The organism is Bacteroides sp. 3_2_5 (assembly GCF_000159855.2).
Taxonomy (GTDB): Bacteria; Bacteroidota; Bacteroidia; order Bacteroidales; family Bacteroidaceae; genus Bacteroides; species Bacteroides fragilis.
Window position 1 is genome coordinate 659,667 of record NZ_JH636045.1, and the last position, 24,210, is coordinate 683,876.

At 44.3% G+C, this 24,210-nt stretch carries 14 protein-coding genes, 2 tRNA genes and 1 rRNA gene; 4 read left to right on the plus strand and 13 right to left on the minus strand.

The features are described from left to right. Nucleotides 1-146 precede the first annotated feature (146 nt). The 3 genes from BSHG_RS02305 to BSHG_RS02295 all read right to left on the minus strand — a co-directional run bounded on the left by BSHG_RS02305 (nt 147) and on the right by BSHG_RS02295 (nt 2,017). Nucleotides 147-220, minus strand: a tRNA-Ala gene (locus BSHG_RS02305). A gap of 28 nt (nt 221-248) precedes the next feature. Next, a tRNA-Ile gene (locus BSHG_RS02300) sits at nt 249-325 on the minus strand. Between the two features lie 163 nt (nt 326-488). Further along, nucleotides 489-2,017, minus strand: a 16S ribosomal RNA gene (locus tag BSHG_RS02295). Between the two features lie 2,222 nt (nt 2,018-4,239). Here BSHG_RS02295 and metF point away from each other — a divergent pair. Genes metF through BSHG_RS02275 form a run of 4 tightly spaced genes read left to right on the plus strand, consistent with a single transcriptional unit; the run spans nt 4,240 to nt 8,228 of the window. Continuing rightward, the gene (metF, locus tag BSHG_RS02290; RefSeq protein ID WP_005792069.1) at nt 4,240-5,193 is read left to right on the plus strand and encodes a methylenetetrahydrofolate reductase [NAD(P)H]; all 954 of its coding nucleotides are present in this window, start codon (nt 4,240-4,242) and stop codon (nt 5,191-5,193) included. Nucleotides 5,194-5,196: 3 nt separating this feature from the next. Beyond that, entirely contained in the window at nt 5,197-6,306 is a 1,110-nt protein-coding gene (locus BSHG_RS02285; RefSeq protein ID WP_005799206.1) for an ATP-binding protein, read from the plus strand. 16 nt (nt 6,307-6,322) lie between these two features. Continuing rightward, the gene (locus BSHG_RS02280; RefSeq protein WP_008661321.1) at nt 6,323-7,780 is read left to right on the plus strand and encodes a stage 0 sporulation family protein; all 1,458 of its coding nucleotides are present in this window, start codon (nt 6,323-6,325) and stop codon (nt 7,778-7,780) included. Further along, the gene (locus tag BSHG_RS02275; protein WP_005799202.1) at nt 7,758-8,228 is read left to right on the plus strand and encodes a gliding motility lipoprotein GldH; all 471 of its coding nucleotides are present in this window, start codon (nt 7,758-7,760) and stop codon (nt 8,226-8,228) included. The genes BSHG_RS02280 and BSHG_RS02275 overlap by 23 nt, the downstream gene beginning before the upstream one ends. Here BSHG_RS02275 and rodA read toward each other — a convergent pair. From rodA to BSHG_RS02225, 10 genes are all read right to left on the minus strand, one after another. After that, nucleotides 8,223-9,680, minus strand: a complete 1,458-nt coding sequence (rodA, locus tag BSHG_RS02270) for a rod shape-determining protein RodA (RefSeq protein ID WP_005792061.1) — start codon at nt 9,678-9,680, stop codon at nt 8,223-8,225. The two genes, BSHG_RS02275 and rodA, sit on opposite strands and share 6 nt — an antisense overlap. Beyond that, a complete protein-coding gene (mrdA, locus tag BSHG_RS02265) occupies nt 9,661-11,517 on the minus strand; it encodes a penicillin-binding protein 2 (RefSeq protein ID WP_005792058.1) in 1,857 nt (618 codons plus the stop codon). Before mrdA ends, rodA begins: the two co-directional genes overlap by 20 nt. A gap of 2 nt (nt 11,518-11,519) precedes the next feature. Next, nucleotides 11,520-12,017 (minus strand): rod shape-determining protein MreD, encoded by a 498-nt coding sequence (mreD, locus tag BSHG_RS02260; protein ID WP_005804255.1) that lies wholly within the window; start codon nt 12,015-12,017, stop codon nt 11,520-11,522. Continuing rightward, the gene (gene mreC, locus BSHG_RS02255) at nt 12,014-12,859 is read right to left on the minus strand and encodes a rod shape-determining protein MreC (RefSeq protein WP_005792052.1); all 846 of its coding nucleotides are present in this window, start codon (nt 12,857-12,859) and stop codon (nt 12,014-12,016) included. The genes mreD and mreC overlap by 4 nt, the downstream gene beginning before the upstream one ends. Nucleotides 12,860-12,960: 101 nt before the next feature. Then, nucleotides 12,961-13,983 carry a rod shape-determining protein gene (locus tag BSHG_RS02250; RefSeq protein ID WP_005792050.1) on the minus strand — a complete coding sequence of 341 codons (1,023 nt, stop codon included), beginning with the start codon at nt 13,981-13,983 and terminating at the stop codon, nt 12,961-12,963. A gap of 74 nt (nt 13,984-14,057) precedes the next feature. Then, entirely contained in the window at nt 14,058-15,581 is a 1,524-nt protein-coding gene (gene purH / locus BSHG_RS02245) for a bifunctional phosphoribosylaminoimidazolecarboxamide formyltransferase/IMP cyclohydrolase (protein WP_005792044.1), read from the minus strand. A 151-nt stretch (nt 15,582-15,732) separates the two neighbouring features. Further along, nucleotides 15,733-17,766, minus strand: a complete 2,034-nt coding sequence (locus BSHG_RS02240) for a M13 family metallopeptidase (RefSeq protein ID WP_008661330.1) — start codon at nt 17,764-17,766, stop codon at nt 15,733-15,735. A gap of 15 nt (nt 17,767-17,781) precedes the next feature. Beyond that, on the minus strand, nt 17,782-19,737 hold the full coding sequence (locus tag BSHG_RS02235; RefSeq protein WP_005799194.1) for an ABC-F family ATP-binding cassette domain-containing protein: 1,956 nt from the start codon (nt 19,735-19,737) through the stop codon (nt 17,782-17,784). Nucleotides 19,738-19,964: 227 nt separating this feature from the next. After that, nucleotides 19,965-22,355, minus strand: coding sequence for a TonB-dependent receptor plug domain-containing protein (locus BSHG_RS02230; RefSeq protein ID WP_008661332.1), 2,391 nt, complete (start codon nt 22,353-22,355; stop codon nt 19,965-19,967). Between the two features lie 876 nt (nt 22,356-23,231). Continuing rightward, nucleotides 23,232-24,134 (minus strand): nucleotidyltransferase, encoded by a 903-nt coding sequence (locus BSHG_RS02225; RefSeq protein ID WP_005792036.1) that lies wholly within the window; start codon nt 24,132-24,134, stop codon nt 23,232-23,234. Nucleotides 24,135-24,210 lie beyond the last annotated feature (76 nt).

Sequence of the window (24,210 nt, forward strand, 5' to 3'; positions counted from 1 at the left end):
TTATCGCCAGGGATCATTTCCTTTGAAAGGAGATGAACCCAATGGTTCGATATATACTTTTAGCTCTTACTAAATTTACTTTTTTCTGTACATCATGTCAAAGATCGTTTGATTACACGCAAGCATGTTAGGTTGCGGTATCGGAGTGGAGAATAACGGATTCGAACCGTTGACCCTCTGCGTGCAAGGCAGATGCTCTAGCCAGCTGAGCTAATCCCCCAATCATACAAGATAAAATATCTATCTGTTGGTAGTCCCAGGCAGAGTTGAACTGCCGACCTCTACATTATCAGTGTAGCGCTCTAACCAACTGAGCTATAGGACTGAGTTCAAACCCTTGTCTGTTTATTAGACTCGGCTTCTTTCATTTCTCTTGTTTATCTCTATCTATATTGCTATAGACGGTCGATCTATATTCTATAAATAAACAAGTACCAGTAGTACAATTTAGAACCTAGAAATGAACGTCGTTTTCAACATCACTCCAGAAAGGAGGTGTTCCAGCCGCACCTTCCGGTACGGCTACCTTGTTACGACTTAGCCCCAGTCACCAGTTTTACCCTAGGACGATCCTTGCGGTTACGTACTTCAGGTACCCCCGGCTCCCATGGCTTGACGGGCGGTGTGTACAAGGCCCGGGAACGTATTCACCGCGCCGTGGCTGATGCGCGATTACTAGCGAATCCAGCTTCACGAAGTCGGGTTGCAGACTTCGATCCGAACTGAGAGAGGATTTTGGGATTAGCATACGGTCACCCGCTAGCTGCCTTCTGTACCCCCCATTGTAACACGTGTGTAGCCCCGGACGTAAGGGCCGTGCTGATTTGACGTCATCCCCACCTTCCTCACATCTTACGACGGCAGTCTCTCTAGAGTCCTCAGCATAACCTGTTAGTAACTAAAGATAAGGGTTGCGCTCGTTATGGCACTTAAGCCGACACCTCACGGCACGAGCTGACGACAACCATGCAGCACCTTCACAGTGGTGATTGCTCACTGACATGTTTCCACATCATTCCACTGCAATTTAAGCCCGGGTAAGGTTCCTCGCGTATCATCGAATTAAACCACATGTTCCTCCGCTTGTGCGGGCCCCCGTCAATTCCTTTGAGTTTCACCGTTGCCGGCGTACTCCCCAGGTGGAATACTTAATGCTTTCGCTTGGCCGCTTACTGTATATCGCAAACAGCGAGTATTCATCGTTTACTGTGTGGACTACCAGGGTATCTAATCCTGTTTGATACCCACACTTTCGAGCATCAGTGTCAGTTGCAGTCCAGTGAGCTGCCTTCGCAATCGGAGTTCTTCGTGATATCTAAGCATTTCACCGCTACACCACGAATTCCGCCCACCTCTACTGTACTCAAGACTGACAGTATCAACTGCAATTTTACGGTTGAGCCGCAAACTTTCACAACTGACTTACCAGTCCACCTACGCTCCCTTTAAACCCAATAAATCCGGATAACGCTCGGATCCTCCGTATTACCGCGGCTGCTGGCACGGAGTTAGCCGATCCTTATTCATATAATACATACAAAACAGTATACATACTGCACTTTATTCTTATATAAAAGAAGTTTACGACCCATAGAGCCTTCATCCTTCACGCTACTTGGCTGGTTCAGGCTAGCGCCCATTGACCAATATTCCTCACTGCTGCCTCCCGTAGGAGTTTGGACCGTGTCTCAGTTCCAATGTGGGGGACCTTCCTCTCAGAACCCCTATCCATCGAAGGCTTGGTGAGCCGTTACCTCACCAACAACCTAATGGAACGCATCCCCATCCTTTACCGGAATCCTTTAATAATGAAACCATGCGGAATCATTATGCTATCGGGTATTAATCTTTCTTTCGAAAGGCTATCCCCGAGTAAAGGGCAGGTTGGATACGTGTTACTCACCCGTGCGCCGGTCGCCAGCAAAGAAAGCAAGCTTTCTTCCTGATGCCCCTCGACTTGCATGTGTTAAGCCTGTAGCTAGCGTTCATCCTGAGCCAGGATCAAACTCTTCATTGTAAAAGTATTGTTATATATCCCAATAAGGGAAAATATTAGCTCTGTTCAGGATGTCGAAAATTTATTGACGGTCATTTTTTACATACCTATATAATAAGTATTGACGGTTCTAAATTTGACTTGTACTACTTGTATTGTTTATCAATGTTTCAAAGAACTCTTCTTTTTAAATTCTGCTTCGTTTCAAAAGCGGGTGCAAAGGTAAGGGGTTTATTTTAAACTGCCAAATGTTTTGGGAAGTTTTTTTTCTCAATGCCCGTCTTTTATTTCCAAGCCTCTCTGTGCGAAAGGGAAAGAAAAGACAACCAAAGGCCCTCGCTCTGCGAATCGGACTGCAAAGATAACAACTTTTATAATAATGATCCAAATAAAAAGGAAATTATTTTTGTTATTCTGTAAGGCACGTCCTACGCCGTTGCAACATGTCAAAATTAAATGCTGTCCGTCTCTTGGAAAGCGGATGCAAAAGTAAGGCATTAGGAGATAAGAGACAAATATAAAAGGGGATTTTTTTGAAAATATTTTGAATAAAAACGTAAAGGGCTGAGGGAGAGGAAGGTTCTGATAATTGATTATGGAAAAGGGAAAGGTCGGGGAAGGAAAGGGACACATTATTATATTATATAGGGGAAATTTATAGGGGAGAGGGAAAAGAAGATTGGATGCGAAAGGGAGAAGGAGAAGTGTTTGCGGGAGGAAATTGAGGAGAAAATAGCGAATTTAACGGGAGGTAAACAGAAAATACGACGGGATTGTGACAAGGATTGAACGGGAATCAAACGGAAGTCAGATAAGAGTCAGATGGTAGTCAAACAGGGTTAAACTGAAAAGTCGGTAGGAATCAGGCGAGGATTGGACCGGAATCAAATGGAGAGTGAACGGAAATTAAACGAAAATCAGACGGGGAGTGAATGGAAATTGAGCAGAAGTCAAACAGAAATCAGACAAGGATCAAACAAGAATCAAACGGGAATTGAACGGAATCCTGCGTTAACATTGTTAATGCAGTTGGGGAAACATTTATTTCCAGGACGGAAATAACAAGGCTTCTGCTTCTAAAAGCCTTGTTATTTGGAGACAAAAGACTTGATTTAACAGGGTGTTAAATCAAGTAATAGGAAGAGAAGAAAAGAAAGGAAGAAAAGAATTGAAGATGAATACAATAGAGAGACAAGGGAGTGTTTACTGGGAAAAGGGATAAGTGCCGGACCGAAAGGGATAGTTGCGATTAGGGCAAGTATGGGGGCAGGGGATTTTAAAAGCAAGGTTGGGAATGGAAGCGGGAGGAGCTTACTATTAAAACCCACAGGACATTGGGTAGTGTAAAATGAAGTAAGTATAGTTGTGATCAGAGCAGGTATGGATGCAATCAGAGCAGGTATAGGTGCAATTAAAGCAAGTGCCGGTGCAATCCGGAAGAACATTTGCGATCAGGAAGGTTTCATTATAAAGTATTTTCATAAGCAAAATTTAGGGTAAAAACAGGAGAAGCCTACCTTTCAAACCAAAGGCATGTTGGTTTAAAGCCAAGGGGTGTTGTTGGCTTAAAAGGTAAGGAGTCTTGGTTTTAAAGATAAAAGGATGGCTGTGTAAAGAGGTTATAGGGGTATTTTTAGGGAAATAGAGAGCTGCTCAAAGAAAGAAAGAAAGAGAATAAGGAGATGTATAGATTTGAGAAGAGACTATACAGGATTCAAGTATAAAACCTGAATCCTGAAGTTTTCTATTTACACAAAATTCTGGACAGTGCCAGACTATATGAATCAACCTTAGCCTACTCTATAAACCACACTCACCCACTCCTTGTCCCTATGCCTAATCGTTTTGCATCAATCATCCCCATTATAGCATTAACAACATAGAAAAGTTCCCTCCACTGAAATAATGTTTAGCCCGATACAGATAATGATGTTTGAATCATCTTGAAGTAGAAACTTATTTCTCCATTCCGTCCATTACAACTCAAGCTGAAATAGCCACCGCTTGTATGTAAGCATTATACAAACCAGCTAAATATCTCCAAACAAGTTACAATAAATATCTTTCTATAAAAGTTTTGCCTCCTATTCATTAAAAGTTCAGGTTAACAACAGAAAAAGAATCATAACTGGGACCAAAGGCAATCTTTTCAGGTTCTACAACGATTTCGTTTCATCTTTTTTTCGTATTTTTGTCCCAATATGCATGCTTCTGCAAGGATAGCAAAGACGAATAAAAAAATAATGAGAGTAATTGATTTAATACATAGCAACGAAAAAACAGCTTTCTCTTTCGAAATACTCCCTCCTTTAAAGGGTACGGGCATCGAGAAGTTGTACCAAACCATAGATACCTTACGTGAGTTCGACCCAAAGTATATCAACATCACCACTCATCGCAGTGAGTATGTATATCGGGATTTAGGCAACGGACTTTTTCAGCGCAACCGCCTGAGAAGACGTCCGGGAACCGTAGCTGTAGCTGCTGCCATCCAGAATAAATACAACATCACAGTAGTACCCCACATTTTGTGTAGCGGGTTTACACAGGAAGAGACAGAATATGTACTGCTCGACCTTCAGTTCCTGGGTATTACAGATCTATTAGTGCTTCGTGGCGATAAAGCCAAACATGAAACCGTGTTTACTCCTGAGGGAGACGGACATCATCATGCTTTGGATCTACAGCAACAAATCAATAACTTCAACAAAGGTATTTTTGTAGACGGATCGGAGATGAAAGTGACTAATACTCCTTTCTCATACGGTGTGGCTTGCTATCCGGAAAAGCATGAAGAAGCTCCTAATATCGATATGGATATCTATTGGTTGAAGAAGAAAGTGGAAGCCGGTGCAGAATATGCCGTTACCCAACTGTTTTACGATAACAAAAAGTACTTTGAATTCGTAGAAAAGGTACATCAGGCAGGTATCGACATCCCTATCATCCCGGGTATTAAGCCCTTTAAAAAGATATCACAACTGAATATGGTGCCTAAAACGTTCAAGGTAGACCTTCCGGAAGAGTTGACCAAGGAAGCACTGAAGTGCCAAACCGATGAGGAAGCCCGTCAGGTAGGCATCGAATGGTGCATCAGCCAATGCAAAGAGTTGATGGCAGCCGGTGTGCCCAGTATCCATTTCTACTCCATCGGAGCAGTGGACAGTATCAAAGAAGTAGCCAAAGCAATTTACTAAGCCATGTTTTTCAGAGACGTCATCGGACAAGAAGAGGCCAAGTATCGACTGATACAAGAAGTCAGCGAAGGACGCATCCCCCATGCCCAGCTTTTTTGTGGGCCCGAAGGGGTAGGCAAGTTTCCGCTGGCACTGGCCTATGCACGCTATCTGAGTTGCACCAATCGTAGTGACACTGATGCTTGCGGAGTCTGTCCGTCATGTGTGAAATTCAATAAGCTGGTTCACCCGGATGTTCATTTCGTCTTTCCGGTAGTAAAAAACGGGAGAAGCGATGACTACATTGTAGAATGGAGAAAATTGGTGTTAAACAATCCCTATTTTACCATCAATCATTGGCTGAACGAAATAAATGCAGAAAATGCACAGGCCGTAATCTACACCAAAGAGAGTGATGAGATCATGAAAAAGCTCAGCCTTAAATCCAGCGAGGGCGGATTTAAGATTACACTCCTCTGGCTGCCGGAAAAGATGCAACAGGCTTGTGCCAACAAGTTATTGAAACTGCTGGAAGAACCACCCGAAAAGACAATCTTCCTTTTGGTTTCGGAGGCTCCCGATTTAATTCTCCAAACGATATTGAGCCGCACACAACGCTTCAATCTACGTAAAATTGAGGAAGAGTGTATGGCCGAGGCTTTACAAAGCAAATACGGGGTCCAGCAGGCAACCAGTATTTCGATCGCCCACCTAGCCAACGGAAACTTTATCAAAGCCCTCGAGACGATTCACCTGAATGAAGAGAACCAGTTGTTTTTCGAACTGTTTGTCAGTTTGATGCGACTCTCTTACCAACGGAAAATCCGGGAAATGAAATTATGGAGTGAACAAGTGGCAGGCATGGGACGCGAACGCCAGAAAAATTTTCTGGAATACTGCCAACGAATGATCCGGGAGAATTTTATCTACAACCTACACCGGAAAGAGTTGACTTATATGACATTAGAAGAACAGAACTTCGCTACACGGTTTGCCCCTTTTGTCAACGAACGAAATGTAATGGGCATCATGGATGAACTGAGTGAAGCTCAAAAACATATTGAACAGAACGTAAATGCTAAAATGGTATTTTTCGACTTCTCGCTGAAGATGATCGTACTGTTAAAGCAATAACTTTAAAATAAAGTATATGGAATTTAAACTGCATAATGGGAGCGGAGGTCTTTGTTGTAAAAGCTGTTCCCGACAAGATAAAAAACTAAATACCTATGATTGGCTGGCCGACATACCAGGCAATGCAGAGGAGAGTGATATGGTAGAAGTTCAATTTAAGAACACCCGTAAAGGCTACTACCGTAACAGTAACAAAATCAAATTGGAGAAAGGCGATATCGTAGCTGTAGAAGCTACTCCGGGACACGATATTGGTACTGTCACCCTGACAGGACGATTAGTCCCCCTCCAGATGAAAAAGGCAAACTTTAAACAGGATGCCGAAATCAAGCGTATCTACCGCAAAGCAAAAGCTGTAGATATGGAGAAATATGAAGAAGCAAAAGCCAAAGAACATACCACAATGATTCGTGCACGGCAGATAGCAGCCAGTCTGAATCTGGATATGAAAATTGGTGATGTAGAATATCAAGGAGACGGCAATAAAGCTATCTTTTATTATATCGCCGACGAACGCGTAGACTTCCGCCAATTGATTAAAGTACTGGCCGAAGCTTTTAGAGTACGTATCGAAATGAAGCAAATCGGTGCACGGCAGGAAGCCGGACGCATCGGAGGTATCGGCCCTTGCGGACGTGAGTTATGCTGTGCCACCTGGATGACCAGTTTTGTATCCGTATCAACCAGTGCAGCAAGGTATCAGGACATTTCACTGAATCCTCAAAAGTTGGCCGGACAGTGTGCCAAGTTAAAATGTTGCCTGAACTATGAAGTGGACTGCTATGTAGAAGCACAAAAACGTCTGCCCTCAAGAGAAATCGAACTGGAAACCAAAGACGGAACCTATTACTTCTTCAAAGCAGATATCCTCAGTAATCAGATTTCGTATTCAACCGACAAAAACTTTGCAGCAAACTTAGTGACCATTAGCGGAAAACGTGCATTCGAAGTGATAGGGCTGAACAAAAGAGGTATTAAACCGGACAGTCTGTTGGAAGCCGAACGCAAACCGGAACCTAAAAAGCCTGTTGATTTGCTGGAGCAGGAAAGCTTGACGCGTTTCGACCGTGACCGCCGCCGTAACGCCAAAGACGGAAATGGAAAGGACGAAGGCGGAAACGGAAACCGGAAAAAGAAAAAGAAGAATAATAACAACCGCCCGCAACAAGCTGCCAATGGCGAAACACAGAGTTCACAGTCCACTCCGATTAATGCACAGGAGAACAACGGTTCTCAGCCTGTACAAAACCAACAGCGTACACGTGGTGAACGTCCGAAAAACAATAATCGCAACAACAACCAACCACGTAAAAATAATGAGTCTCGTGAACCGCGTAACAACGAGAACCGGGAAACGCGTAAAAACGAACCCCGTGAACAGCGCCCTCCTCGCGAACCACGCGGACCGCGCAACAATGAACAACCTAAACATATCGAGAAAGCTCAGGAAAATGAAAAGCCTGCTCAAGAATAGCATTTGCATGCTCCTTACCACATGGGTTCTGACTGCATGTGACGAAAATACTGTGTATCACTCTTACCAATCCACTCCCCCGGATGGATGGAAGAAGAGTGATACACTCTTTTTCAACGTGCCTCTAAAAGATTCCCTAGCCAACCTGCGACTGTCCGTTGGTGTACGCAACAGCAGTAACTACCCTTATCAGAACCTGAATATCCTCATCCATTATAATCTGGAAGATTCAACTGTATGGAAGACAGATACCCTGAAGTTTATACTGACTGACCGGGAAGGCAAATGGACAGGAACCGGCTGGGGAAGTCTCTACCAATCGGCACTCCCTTTGAAGGACTGCTTTGTTAAACATCCCGGCAACTATACTTTCAAGATAGTACACGAAATGAAGAATGAACAACTAACCGGGATCAGTGATGTGGGATTGAAAATAGAACATTTATAGCCGTCTGCTACGCCCCGCATCGATACGCAGAAAGATAAAAAGCAGAATCGTAAATCCCCATAAAGATGACCCGCCATAACTAAAGAAAGGCAACGGAATACCGATTACAGGGGTCAGACCAAGTACCATTCCGATGTTAATAAACAAATGAAACAGGAAAATGCTCACAACCGAATAGCCATAAACCCGCCCGAAAGTAGAAGTCTGCCGCTCTGACGTCGCTATAAGACGGAGTATCAATGCCAAGAAAAGCAAAAGAACGGCTGCCGAACCAACAAACCCCTGTTCTTCACCCACAGTACAGAAAATGAAATCGGTATCTTGTTCGGGCACATATTTCAACTTGGTTTGTGTACCATTCAGAAAACCTTTACCCGTCAACCCTCCGGAACCAATCGCAATCTTCGACTGGTTAACGTTGTAACCGGCTCCGGCCAAGTCCTCTTCCATCCCCAACACCACTTTTATACGAATCTGCTGATGAGGTTCAAGAATGTTGTCGAACACATAATCACTTGAATAAAGAAAACCGATAGAACCCAAAGCAAACAATCCGATCAAAAGATAGGCACGTTGCCGTTCGCTCAAAGATAAGTAAAGTAGATAACCTATGGTCACCACACAAAGCCCCCACTCCACCCAAACCAAATTGAATGGAGAGAGATACTCAGAAACGAGATAAGCGATCAGCAGCACAAGCAAACTACCGCCTATCATATTCCGTACAGGTTCCCACTTTTTCCTATACACCCAAACCATGGAACCGGCAAATAAAAGTATCATCAACAACACGGCAAACTCTCCGATAGGCGTAGGCGTATCGGCTATAAATACCTGATCGAAACGAATACCGACCACAAAATAGACTACGGCACATACTCCCGAAAACAAAACTACTCCAGGCATACCCTCGCGATATAGCACCAAGAAGAAGGCAAGATAGACCAATGCCGAACCGGTTTCTTTCTGCAAAATAATCAGCAACATCGGAAGTAAAATAAAAGCTACCAAGGGTAAAAAGCACTTCCACTTCTTGATATTAAATGAATAGGCATTCATAAACTTTGCCAGAGCCAAAGCTGTGGCAAATTTTGCAAACTCCGCCGGCTGCAGACTGACCGGACCTAATATTAACCACGAACGGGAACCTTTCGTATCGGGTGCAATAAAAATGGTTACGATCAACAGAAGAATCATACCTATATATATCAGGTATGCAAACATATCGTACATTCGTTCTTCAAGCATCAGGAGTATAAAACCAAGCCCAAAGGAACAGATAATCCACACAAACTGCCTACCGGCACGTGTTGAAAAGTCCAGAAAGTCACGATCACCATAATCATAACTGGCACCGCACACACTAAACCATCCACCGATTATAAGGAGCAGGTAAATGACGATCGTTACCCAATCCAATGTTTTCCATAAACTAACGCTCCTCGTTTCCATACATAATCACTCTATTACTATATTCTTCTGCACGTATCTCATTCTCCGGAGAGAGTTTCCCTTTTAAATATTGTTCCATCATCAATGCTCCGATCGGTACTCCGTAGACTGCGCCAAAACCACCATTCTCAACATATACGGCGATGGCTATCTTTGGGTTATTCATGGGAGCAAATCCCATAAAAACGGAGTGGTCATGTCCTCGGTTCTGCGCCGTACCGGTTTTGCCACATACTTCAACGTCCGGTAAAATGGCTCCTGCTACCCGGCAAGTACCTCCTGTGACCGCAGCACGCATGCCTGTAACCACATCTTCATAGTGCTTCCGGTCGATAGAGGTTTTTCTGGGAACCCGATAGAGGCTGTCGAGCTGTTCATCTTGAATTTCCTTCACAATATGTGGAGTAATAAAATGTCCCCGATTGGCTATTGTCGCACCCAAATTGGCTATCTGCAAAGGAGTTGCCAGAATCTCTCCCTGGCCAATTGCGATACTGATCACCGTCAACCCATTCCAACGTCCACGATAGGCCTTGTCATAAAACTGAGCATTAGGAATCAATCCCCGCTTCTCACCCGGTAAATCCACCCCGAGTTTATAGCCAAAACCCTGAGACACCATGTGGTCTTTCCATACAGTAATGGCATTTTGTGAGGAGCCATACTTGCGATCGCCAAACATCCGGAACAAGCCCCAACAAAAATAAGAGTTACACGAAGTCGCAATGGCCGGTATTAGCGGCAACGGCGAACCATGGGCATGACATCCCACATGCAAACTCCCGTAATTGAACCCATGAGCACAAGGGAAAGCCGGCGTATTGGTCTGAATAATCCCTTCTTGTAAGAAAGTCAGCGCTTGTGCCGTTTTAAACGTCGATCCCGGAGGATATACTCCCATAATCGAACGGTTTAACAAAGGTTTCATCGGATCTCTCTGGAGCATCAAGTGGTTCTTTCCGCGCTGACGGCCAATCATCAGTCTCGGATCAAAATCGGGTGAAGAAACCATGCAAAGTATTTCTCCCGTCTCCGGTTCGATAGCAACAATACTCCCGATTTTATTTTTCAACAAGCGTTCTCCCAACATCTGGAGATCGATATCGATTCCGAGCTTCAGGTTCTTTCCGGGTATCGGACGCTTATCATACTTTCCATCCATATAATGTCCCTGTATACGTCCATGCGCATCCCTCAACAATACCTCAACGCCCTTTTCACCCCGTAAATAAGATTCATATGATTTTTCAATACCCTGTTTCCCGATATAGTCTCCCCGGATGTAGTAATCATCATTTTCGATGTCTTTCATTGATACTTCACCAATATCACCAAGCACATGGGCAGCGGAGTTATAGCTATATTGACGAATGGTACGTCGCTGGATATAGAATCCGTGAAACTTAAATAGCTTCTCCTGAAATACGCCACATTCTTCTGCCGAAAGTTGAGACATGAATACCTGATTGGTATAGCGTGAATAACCGGGATTCCTGCGACGATCTTTCATATCGCTCATTATCTTCAGAAACTGTGCACGAGTGATATTCAGCGTCTGGCACAAGTCGAGTGTATCGAGGTTCTCAACTTCCTTCGGCACCATTGTTATATCATACGCAGGCTGATTAAACACTAACAGTTTATCATTCCGGTCGTACATTGCCCCACGTGACGGGTACTGAATCTTATTCAGGAAAGCATTACTGTCGGCATTTTTTTTATAGTCATCAGTAGCTATCTGGAGAGAAAACAGACGCAGCAGATAAATCAGGACAATAGCCAATGCTACTCCGCCGATCACATATTTCCGTTTCTCTAAAACATAATCTTTTGCCATACCTATCTCCTCACTCCTTCAACAGCCATAATACAGGTTATAGTCAAAATGGTGCTCGACACCACCCTTAACAGCAATAACGGTATGCTGGTAAATGAGAAGAACTCAAGAGTCAGTAACATAAAATGGTGAACAAAGACACTTACCACCAAATATTTAAGGAAAGAAGCAATTCCCATACTTTTCAGCGAAGGTACGATACTATCCAAAGTATCTCGAGGCGTAAACAAGCGAAGAAACAACGGACGTAGAAAAGCCAGTAGTACTGTCGCCGCCGCATTCATACCCGGGGTATTAGAAAAGATATCGATGGCAAGCCCCATACAGAAACCCCATACCATCAATTCGTTTCGGGAAGTACCGGAGTTAAATTTTAATATAAAATAAACGTATAGAAAAGGAGTAGCCACACCGGCTATGTGCACATTATTCAAGATCAGCACCTGAAGTAATATCAGACCGACAAACCATCCTACTCTATGTATATAGTTGATAATCATTGCGCCAAACTCTTTTGTTCCAACTCTTTTTGCTCTCTCTGACCAGTTCTTGCAATCACACGCACCTCACTCACCTTACCAAAATCCGTTGCCAGTTTTACCTTCAACAGATAGGAAAGACCATCATTCGAATCGGCCATATCATCTACCGTACCAATCATAATACCTTCAGGAAAAACCGTGGAATAACCACTGGTCACAACTGTATCTCCCAAATTGAATTCGGCATGACGAGGCAAATCTTTCAAATAAGCATACCGGGCATCTCCATATTCCCACTTCAGGTAACCGAAATACTCACTACCCACAATTTTACAACTAATGCTGGATTTGCTGTTCAACACCGAAATCACCCGGGAATAGTGAGAAGAAGTTTCATATACGATGCCGACCACCCCATTACCGTCGACCACGCCCATTTCAGGACGGATGCCATCCTTCGATCCCCGATTCAGAGTGATGTAGTTATCTACCAGATTGAGACTGTTATTGATAACCCGGGCTTTGAAGATTTCATAGTCTGTATCCGACAAGTTTCGGATACTATTCAGCTCGGTTGAGTCAGAGAGATGTTTTACTAATGCATTCTCCAGATTGCGGTTCTGCTGCTCCAACTCCATGATGCGATCCAATAAATCCTCATTGACCGACTTCAGATGGAAATAAGAAGTTATTCCACCGGATACTTCATATACTTTGCCGGCAACTACATTGGCCGAACTGAAATAAACACTGTGTTGGTAGTGATTAAAGCGAAATAACAAAACAAAACTGATCACCTCCAACAGAATGAAGAGGAACCAGTGATTATATTTCAAAAGAAAGTTCAGTAAATTCCGCATAAAGACATATAAGTTACAAACTACGATCTACGAGCCACAAGTTCGTGCAGCAACTTACGCAACTGCCTCTCACTTATAGCTCGTAAACCGTAGTCAATTATTTATCTCATCAAGAATGAGAAACGGTCTACATTCTTCAATGCAACCCCTGTACCTTTAGCTACTGCATGCAACGGGTCTTCTGCAATGTGGAAAGGAATATTTATCTTATCAGTCAGACGTTTGTCCAAGCCACGAAGCAGCGCTCCACCACCGGCCAAATAGATTCCATTATGCACAATATCGGCATACAGTTCAGGAGGTGTATTCTCTAACGCACTCAGAATAGCTGTTTCTATCTTCGAGATTGATTTCTCAAGACAGTGTGCCACTTCCTGGTAGCATACCGGAACTTCCATCGGAAGTGCAGTGATACGGTTCGGTCCGTGAACGATATAATCTTCAGGAGCATCCTCACCCAGTTCGGTCAAAGCAGCACCCACATTTATCTTAATACGTTCGGCCATACGCTCACTGACTTTCACGTTATGCTGACGGCTCATGTATTCCTGAATATCGGCAGTCAGATCATCTCCCGCTATACGAATAGAGTTGTTCGAAACAATACCTCCCAATGAAATTACAGCAATCTCGGTAGAACCACCACCTATATCAACAATCATGTTTCCTTCCGGTGCTTCTACATCAATACCGATACCGATAGCCGCAGCCATAGGTTCAAATACCAGATAGACATCACGTCCGCCGGCATGTTCGGCAGAGTCACGGACAGCACGAAGTTCAACTTCCGTACTACCCGAAGGCACTCCGATCACCATACGAAGCGATGGAGAGAAAAGGCGGTTACGAGTATTTACCTGTTTGATCAGTCCGCGCATCATCTGCTCGCAAGCATAGAAGTCGGCAATCACTCCGTCGCGCAACGGGCGGATGGTACGAATATTCTCGTGCGTCTTTTCGTGCATCAGCTTGGCCTTTTCACCTACAGCAATCATCTTGTCTGTCCGACGGTCAAGGGCCACCACCGAAGGCTCATCTACTACAATCTTACCACCGGTAATAATGATAGTATTGGCCGTACCGAGGTCCATTGCTATTTCTTGTGTAAAAGAGAATAATCCCATAATGAATAAATTTCTAATGCGTCAATATACCAGTGTGCCCATAACGGGTTGTCCGGCATACAACAAGTTTTTAATTAGTGCTTAAAGTGGCGGATACCCGTTGTAACCATTGCCATACCATGTTCGTTGCAATAGTCAAATGTCAACTGGTCTTTCACCGAACCGCCCGGCTGGATCACAGCTGTCACACCTTCCTTATCCGCAATTTCCACACAATCGGGGAAAGGGAAGAAAGCATCCGATGCCATCACCGCACCCTGCAAATCGAAACCAAACGACTTAGCTTTTTCGATAGCTTGTTTCAGTGCATCCACACGTGAAGTCTGTCCCACACCGCTTGCCAGCAATTGTTTTCCTTTGGCCAAAACAATGGCATTCGACTTACTGTTTTTTACTATTTTATTAGCAAACAGCATATCTTCTACCTCTTCCGGTGTCGGAGCTTTATCAGTTACCGTTTTCAGGTCTGCAGTTGTTTCAATATTCAAGTCTCTGTCCTGAACCAATACACCATTCAATAAAGAACGGAATTGCTTTCTCGGCAATTTAGCCTCTTTACGAACCAAAATGATACGATTCTTTTTCTGTCCCAGAATTTCGAGTGCATCTACATCGTAATCAGGAGCAATCACAACTTCAAAGAAGATTTTATTGATCTCTTCCGCTGTCTCTTTATCAATAACCGCATTCGTGATCAGCACCCCCCCAAAGGCAGATACCGGATCACCGGCCAACGCGTCTTTCCATGCTTCGAGTACAGTAGGACGAGAAGCCAGCCCACAAGCATTATTATGCTTCAGAATAGCAAATGTGACATCGTCAAACTCATCGATCAAATCGACAGCGGCATTGATGTCAAGCAGGTTGTTATAAGAGATCTCTTTTCCATGAATCTGATCGAACATCTCATCCAGGTTTCCATAGAAATATCCCTTCTGATGTGGATTTTCGCCATAACGCAACGTCTTCTGGCTATTGGCAGAGCAACGGAAAGCAGAACCCTCTTCAGCATCAAAATAGTTGAAGATAGCCGAATCATAGTGTGAAGATACGGCAAATGCCTCTTTAGCCATCCAACGACGTTCTTCAAGAGAAGAAGTGGCCCCGTGCTCCATCAACATATCGAGCAAAGGTTTATATTGAGCTTGTGAAGCAACAATAATTACGTCATTGAAGTTTTTGGCAGCGGCACGAATCAAAGAGATTCCGCCTATATCAATTTTTTCGATAATAGCAGCCTCATCAGCACCCGAAGCAACAGTCGCTTCAAACGGATAGAGGTCTACAATAACCAGGTCGATTTCAGGGATTTCATATTTCTCAATCTGCTGGATGTCTTGTTCCAGTCCACGGCGGCAAAGAATTCCTCCGAATATTTTCGGATGCAGCGTCTTCACTCTACCACCCAAAATAGAAGGATACGAAGTCAAATCTTCGACAGCCTTACAGGGATAGCCCAGCGATTCAATAAACTGACGAGTTCCGCCTGTTGACAGGAACTCTACTCCTTCTTCGTGCAGTTTGGTAATGATTTCATCCAAACCTTCTTTGTGATAAACCGATACCAAAGCGGTTTTTATTCTTTTAGACTCAGACATTGATTTGCTTATTAAGTATTTGGTGCGCAAAGTTACGAAATATTGTTTATCGTACGTAATAAATAAGGTGTGAATTATTAATAAAAAAGCGCTGACTCACAATTGAATGAGTCAGCGCCATTTTTACTTTTATTTTATTTGCAACAATCTATTACCAAATTGACACCCGCTTATCTACCGGCAAGTACATCGGATCTTTTTCAGTAATATTGAAAGCTTCATACCATGCACCGATTTGAGGCAGTGCTCCATCTACACGCCATTTACCCAACGAATGCGGATCGGTCTTCGTACGCTTCAGGATTTCTTCAGGACGGATGTTTCCGGCCCACACATTGGCATAAGACAAGAAGAAGCGCTGTTCGGGTGTAAATCCGTTTTCAATTTTCAACGGAGCCGCAGCCGTCGCTTTTTTGAATGCCTGATATGATACCTGAAGTCCACCGTGATCGGCAATATTTTCGCCTAAAGTAAACTCTCCATTGGCATGAACACCGGGAGCTACTTCAATACTGTCGAAGAAGTTAGCCATCACCGCCGCACGAGCCTCAAAGTTCTTGGCATCTTCTGCCGTCCACCAATCTTTCAAGTTACCATCCTTATCATACTGACGACCCTGATCATCAAATCCATGGGTCATTTCATGTCCGATAACTACACCAATCGCTCCATAATTGAAGGCATCATCCGCATTCATATCAAAGAAAGGATATTGAAGTATACCGGCCGGGAAACAGATCTCATTCGTCGTTGGATTGTAATATGCATTTACTGTCTGCGGAGTCATATACCACTCGTCCTTATCGACCGGTTTACCATATTTGCCGATCATCTCGTTGTAACTCCACTGGTTGGCACGCTCAATGTTGGCCCAATATGAATCATCCTTTATTTCCAGAGAAGAGTAGTCTTTCCACTTATCCGGATACCCGATCTTGACATGGAAAGTCGCCAGTTTTTCAAGTGCTTTTTCTTTGGTCTCTTCACCCATCCAGCTCAGCCCCTTGATGCGCTCTCCCAAAGATTCCTGCAAATTCTTGACCAGCGCTACCATACGCTCCTTAGCCGCAGCAGGGAAATACTTCTCTACATACATCTGTCCGACAGCCTCGCCCAATGAACCATCAACAGTGCTGACAGCACGCTTCCAACGAGGTTGCATCTCTTTCTTACCCGACATGGTACGGCCATAGAAATCAAAATCCTGGGCTATAAAGTCGTCACTCAGATAGTTGGCAGCCGAATTGATCAGATTCCACTGCAAGTACAAAATCTGCTCCTCGAGTGATACCGTATCGATGATGGCATTCACCTCCTTCAATGCATCAGGCTGACCAATATTAACTTCTTTCAGGTTATTCAGTCCGGCAGTTGAGAAAAATACATCCCATGCAAAAGAAGGATACTCTTTTTGCAATTCTTCCAAAGTCTTCTTATTATAGTTGGCATGCGGATCACGCAATTCTACTTGCGAACGTGCCGACCGGGCCAGGCGAGTCTCGATATTCATCACTGCTTTCACAGCTTTCCGGGCAGTAGCTTCATCATATCCGGCCAGTTGGAACATCTTACTTACATGCTGCTGGTATTTATCACGAATTTCTTTCGTCTGCGCATCATCCTCCAAATAATAATCCCGTTCGCCCATGCCCAGGCCACCTTGCATGGTATGCACCATATTTTCATTGCTATTCATGTCATCAGCACTGACATACAGAATGAAGTACGGATACATCCCTCTCTTCTGCATTTCTACAATCAACGGATAGATTTCAGCTTTATCTTTGATGGCACCTATTTTCTCCAGTTCGGGTTTAATGGGAGCAGCGCCTTCCTTATTCAGTTTTACGCTGTCCATAGCTATATTATAAAGTTCACCGACTTTCTGTGCAATGCTGCCGGCTTCATGTTTTTCGGCAGCCAGCCCTTCAATCAGTCCACGCAACTGCTGACGGTTGTTTTCGGCGAGCATATCGAATGAACCGAAACGTGAATACTCATCTGTCAGAGGATGGTTTTTCATCCATCCGCCACAAGCATACTGATAAAAACTGGTGCCCGGCAGGGCAGTTGTGTCAAGGTTGGCAAGGTCAATGCCGGACGTAAGTACGGCCTCTTTCTTACTGTTGCATCCTGTTGCCATACAACAGATTGCAAGAATTGGTAAATACTTAATTACTTTCATACACTTAATAAACTATTATTTTTCATTCATCTCTTCCAACTCCATCGAAACGCGCTCCCACTCTTCCACCGTATGGTCAAGTTGCTGTTTCAGTTTTTGGTGTTGTTCATATAGCGACATGTCCGAAGCACCATCGGGCGTAGCCATCTTTTCTTCAAGAATAGCAATAGCCGACTCTGTCTGTTCGATAGCAGCTTCACAGTCTGCTACCAGGCGCTCCAGTTTCTTTATTTTTTTATTGAGTTCTTTTTGAGCCTCGTATGATAACTTATTCTCGGATATTCCTTCTTCGGCTCCTTCCTCTTTCTTACCGTTTGCGGGCGAGGCGGATGACGGATTCGCCTTCTGAAGTTCATTCAGGTTCTCTATTTTCTTCTTTTGAAGAAAATCATAGATACCTCCCAAATGCTCTTTCACCACGCCACCACCAAACTCATATACTTTAGTCGCAAGTCCATCCAAAAAATCACGGTCATGACTAACTATAATCACCGTTCCGTCAAACTCTCGGATAGCCTCTTTCAGCACATCCTTCGAACGCATATCCAAATGATTGGTAGGCTCGTCGAGAATCAGGAAGTTGACAGGTTCCAAAAGCAACTTTATCATTGCCAGACGTGTACGCTCACCTCCCGAAAGCACTTTCACCTTCTTATCCGATGCCTCTCCACCAAACATAAAGGCTCCCAGAATATCACGTATTTTCAGACGGATATCTCCCACTGCCACCCGGTCGATAGTATCGAAGACCGTTAGATTCTCATCCAACATCTGTGCCTGGTTCTGGGCAAAATATCCAATCTGCACATTGTGCCCCAGTGTAAGTTTACCCTCATAATCAATCTCACTCATGATACACTTCACAAGGGTAGACTTACCTTCACCGTTCTTTCCTACAAAGGCCACTTTTTCACCACGATTAATGGTCAGGTTGACATCATGGAAAACAACGTGTGCCCCATAGGCCTTTTTCACGTCTTCGCAGATCACCGGGTAGTTTCCGCTACGGCTGGAACAGACAAACTTTAATCTCAATGCGGAGTTATCCACTTCGTCAACCTCAATCCGTTCTATCTTTTCCAGTTGCTTCATGCGGCTCTGCACCTGCACAGCCTTCGTTGCTTTGTAACGGAAGCGCTCGATAAACGCCTCTGTATCCTCAATCTGTTTCTGCTGATTCTCATAAGCACGCAACTGCTGCTCACGACGCTCCTGACGCAAAACGATATACTCATCATATTTCACTTTATAATCGTATATCTGCCCACAAGTAATTTCGATGGTACGAGTGGTTACATTGTTTAAAAAGGCCCGGTCATGGCTGACCAGCACCACTGCATTGGCACGGGTAGAGAGGAAAGTCTCCAGCCATTGGATACTCTCGATGTCCAAATGGTTGGTCGGCTCGTCAAGAAGCAGCACATCCGGTTTCCTGAGCAGAAGTTTGGCCAGTTCGATTCTCATACGCCATCCTCCGGAAAACTCACTGGTCGGACGATTAAAATCTTCCCGGCTGAATCCCAATCCTATCAGCGTACGCTCTATCTCCGCATGAAAGTTAGTGCCTCCCATCATCAGGAAGCGGTCATTCTCATGCGTGAAACGGTCTATTAGTTTATGATACTCTTCCGAATCATAATCGGTTCGGTCAGCCAATTCCTGATTCATGCGTTCCAGGTCGGCCTGTAATTCAAAAATATGTTCAAATGCCAATTCCGCCTCTTCCATCACGGTATGGTTATCGGCAAGAATCATCACCTGTGGCAAATAGCCGATCGTTACATCACGCGGAATAGCTATAACACCTCGTGTAGGACTTTGCAATCCGGCCAAGATCTTCAACATAGTTGATTTCCCGGCACCGTTTTTACCCACCAGGGCTATTCGATCTTTTTTATTAATGACATAACTAACGTCCTCAAACAATGGTGTGGCGTTAAATTCTACTGTTAATCCTTCTACTGAAATCACTTCTTTCTATAAATAAGGGAATTGAGGCAGCAAAGATACTCATTTATACAGACTGCGAAAAAAGAAACGGAATAAATATACACCCCCTCTAAAACTGAAAGCCAAACAGACATACACTACAAAACACGATGAAATGATCTACCTCACAATGATCATTCATGTAGCAGTATGAGACAGAACAGAAAGACAACACCCGATTACTCTAAATATACTGATAAAAAGACTTATTATTCATTACCTAAAGTCCGAGTCAAATTTATCAACTTTCCATCTGGTGTGATTCCCTGAACAACAAGAGTCAGTCGACCCTGTTTCGGATTACCGAACTCCAAATGAGAAGCCGCTTTATCAAGCAGAAGATCCGGTGACCAGTATATTGTTCTGAAACTATTCCCACCGTTATTTATTGCACCATAAACAACCGGATAAGAAGGCGAATAAGACTCACGCTTCACCTGATATCCTATGGGACGAATTATCCTAAAATTGGATGCTTTCTTACCAACAGTACCTAAACCTGATTTTGTACTAATCAAAATAGCGCCATTCGATGCTTTAGATCCGATATATGCCATCTGAGCGGCATCTTTTACCAACTCGATGGATTCAACTATGGATACAGGGATACCGACAAGTTCGGAATAAGAAGTTTCCAGCCCATCTACCATTAACAGAGCCGGAGGAGGAGTAGAACTTCTTCCTGCACGCAACCGTGTTATATAAAAGAAATCTCCTGAGTTCGAATCGACTGCCCACCCTACTCCGGGAGTATTAATCAACAAATCTTTAGTAGATGAATAAGGCGAAAGAGTCATTTCGTCCACATGATAAGTCTTATTCCAATCGGAGTGAGCCATTAAAGATTCGATTGCATACTGTTTCTTTTTCTCAATCTTTTTAGTGGAAACAACAACTTCGTCTAAATATTGCTCCATGGAAAAAGGGGCGGTAGAAGGTCGTTGAAACACATTCGCACTGGTCGGAGAAGGATCATTACCGGATTGTTCGGAAACAACCGGTTCATCCATCTCTGCACGAAACCAATCCGCATAAACGGGAAGAGAAGAATGTACAGAAGGAACGGAATCCCGATCGACCAACAGCGCCACATCTGTACCTCCCTTTTTCTTACGCGCCTGAAGAAGGAAATGCGTACCCCGGGGGAAGGAAAGACTGTCGAAACGGAAACAGCCCGAAGCATCACTCGTCGTCTGACGCATAATCTTTTTATCGAAAGAGAATAAAGTGACAACCGCATCAACGATACACTTCTTTTCCGAATATTCGGAAACCACCTTGCCACTGACACACTGACTACGCTCCACCGGAAAGAAACCGTAATCCGGAACAAGGCTGTATTTCACCCAGCCCTGAGTCAGCATCAACAAGTCCAACAGATACGAGGTACGGGAGTCATCACCGGAAAAATAGAAAGAGGGAGCCTCAACATAGCCCTGAAGGTCAGAACTCAGAAGAAAAGAAGAAAGGATATTTACCGTGGTATCCTGAAGAGCATAGCGGTCGTCGGTGACCGAAACAGAAAGGGTACCGCCCAACGGCTCACCCGAGGAATCACGAAGCCCCAAGCTGACATCCCAAAACGAACGTCCCTTCTCTTCTTTCAAACGAGCCGAGAAATCAACGTCGGCACGCACGGAAGGACTCTGATTGAAAGCGGTACGACCACTTATAGGAACGCCCGAACCATCCAACAAAACAAAACGGAGTACACCCGGAGGCAGCGGAGAACGGGGAAGCCGCAAAGGCCTGGAACCGGAGAAAGCCGCATGCAAAAGAATACTATCCCGATATTCCACACGAAGGGAATGACCCGGAGACGGAGAAACACCTGAATTCAAACGCACCAGAAAGTCATCCTTACGGACATCGACACGGAGGCTGACGGCAGAAGGATCTGCCGGAGGTAATGGAAAGCGAAGCTCCATCCCCTCATGATTACGGCACACCGCCGTATAGCTGTCACCCGAAACAGGTTCAAGATTGAAGAAGCCCATCCCCCGATGGACGGAACGCAACGTGGTGACGGTATCTCCACGCTGATTGACCACAAAGCCCTGCACATCTGTTCCCAAACCATCGGGACTCAAAGCCTTGAAAGCGACACGGCTGACACAACCCGAAGGGAGACGTCCCCCTTCCGGAAAGAAAGAGACATGGTAGGAAGCCGCCATACGAGTCACGCTCTCCTTGCGGTAATCCTGAAAGGAACGCCCGCCGACAATGATCTGACGATAGAAGTAACGGGGAGCGGGCAAAGAAGAAAGATGACGGGTATAGAAACGAAGCGTATAATTGCCCGAACGAAGTGTATCGCCCAAAGAGAGGTAACCGGAAAAGACACCGTGATCATCCTTGACCATCTCACGGGAGATGACCTGACTGTCAGCCAGCAGTTCGGCATAAACGTAGCGGCTGTAAGCCATTGTCTCGTGGCGGGTATCCATCAGGTAAGCACGGAAACGGACCGTATCACCACGCTCATAATTGGCACGATCCGTATGGACATAAAGTTTCTCGTGAGGACAGATATGATCAGACTGGGCTTCCGACCGAATAAAAGAGAAAAGGAGTATTATCAGGCAAAGGAGTTTCTTCATATATAATCAGAGTTAAGCCTAAAGGAATATTTCAAATATAAACACATATTCTGAAATAAGCAACGAAAAGAATATAAATATCCGACACATACCGGACATTCGCCCTTTTCTCATCTGCCCCGAAGCCCTGCACACTTTATTTCCTCATAAAGAATTGACAGTCATTTGCAGACATAGACATCAAAAAGACACTGAATCGCAGAATTCGCTTACAAGCCCTTTTCATATTCGGGTGAAAGCAGAAGAAACAGAGTACAGTAAAAAGCTTTTTCTACAGAAAATCCGGGCTTTTGAGCCGGTTGCACCTTTGTTTTTTCGGAAAGAAGGAAGCATTTACCCCAAAAGAAGTAAGTCTTCGGGTGAAAAGAAGTAAGCATTTCCCGAAAATGTTTACTTCTTTTCTGAATATCTCTATATGTTTTGGCAGATTACATCTATTGTAATGCAAATCGGGCGACAAGAGTGACTGATTTTCTCCTGGTTGCCTCCCCCCGCCCGACCGCTGCAAAGTGTCAGAAAAGCAGGAAAAGCTCCGCAAAGAAAAGATTAGGAAACAAAAAAATCATACTTCCTTTCCTTTTATTTCCATTAGGGATGAAACAAGATCAAAACCATGAATGGATATTTGCCTGTAGGCCGTTTTTATAGACTTTACCGGATTGTGGCCCGAAAAAACGAGAAACAGAGGGTTACGATTATCAATTTGACACATTGACAAACCGACCATCTCCTCCCTCGCGACTCCCGGAGGGTGATTTAAAGTTCACCGGCAGGGAGCGTACCAAAGAGGTGTGATCCGGCCTGATATTAAAAAAGGGACATCTTCGCAAAGACGTCCCTTTCAAAATCTACATTATAGAAATAAGCAAATTAGCTTTAGAACAGTTTATCAGGATATTCGCCTGCATCTACCAATGCCTGAATCTTATCTACTACACCCTGACGGTCGGCAGCATAAGTCACGCCGAACCATTTGCTTGTAGTATCCAGAACCTTTACGCGGGCAGTACCTTCGTTCACCAGTTTGTTTACCATCAGCGGAATGAAGTATTCTGATTTCAGGTTTCCTTCGTTTTCTTTCAGGAACTCTTTGAAATACTCTTCCGAATAAGCGAAATAGTCGGGAGTGAATCCCCACATATTCATTGAAACCGGAGTGTTATCGCCGATTGTCTGCATTTCGCCGTTCTCATCCTTGAACGATACTTTACCATCGATACGCTCGATTGCAGTGCGTTCTACCACTGTAGTCAGATAGCCTTCCGCATTTGTCTCACAAACGCCACGAGCTACAGATCCGCTTTCTGAAAGCGTATTGCCTACACGGTAACCTACCATACAATAGTCGTTCTTTTTACCGTCCATCTGAGACAGTTCGGCACCCAATACAGCAAAGCTGTCGCGTCCGTAGAAGTCGTCAGCATTGATAACGGCAAACGGTTCTTTGATGACGTCTTTACCCATCAGGACAGCATGGTTGGTTCCCCAGGGTTTTACGCGGTCGGCAGGGCAAGTGAAGCCTTCGGGCAGGTTGTCCAATGCCTGGAATACGAGTTCCACCGGAATATGATTTTCGTATTTACTCAGAATCTTTTCACGGAAATCCTGCTCAAAATCTTTACGGATAACGAATACTACTTTACCAAATCCACCACGAATGGCGTCGTAAATAGAATAGTCCATGATAGTTTCGCCGTTGGGACCCAGTCCGTCCAATTGTTTCAAGCCTCCGTAACGGCTGCCCATGCCGGCAGCAAGCACAAATAATGTTGGTTTCATAACTGTGAATATTAAAAGGTTAGTGATGTGTCTCATCAGATATCGTTGCAAAAGTACAAAATAGAATGAAGAATGA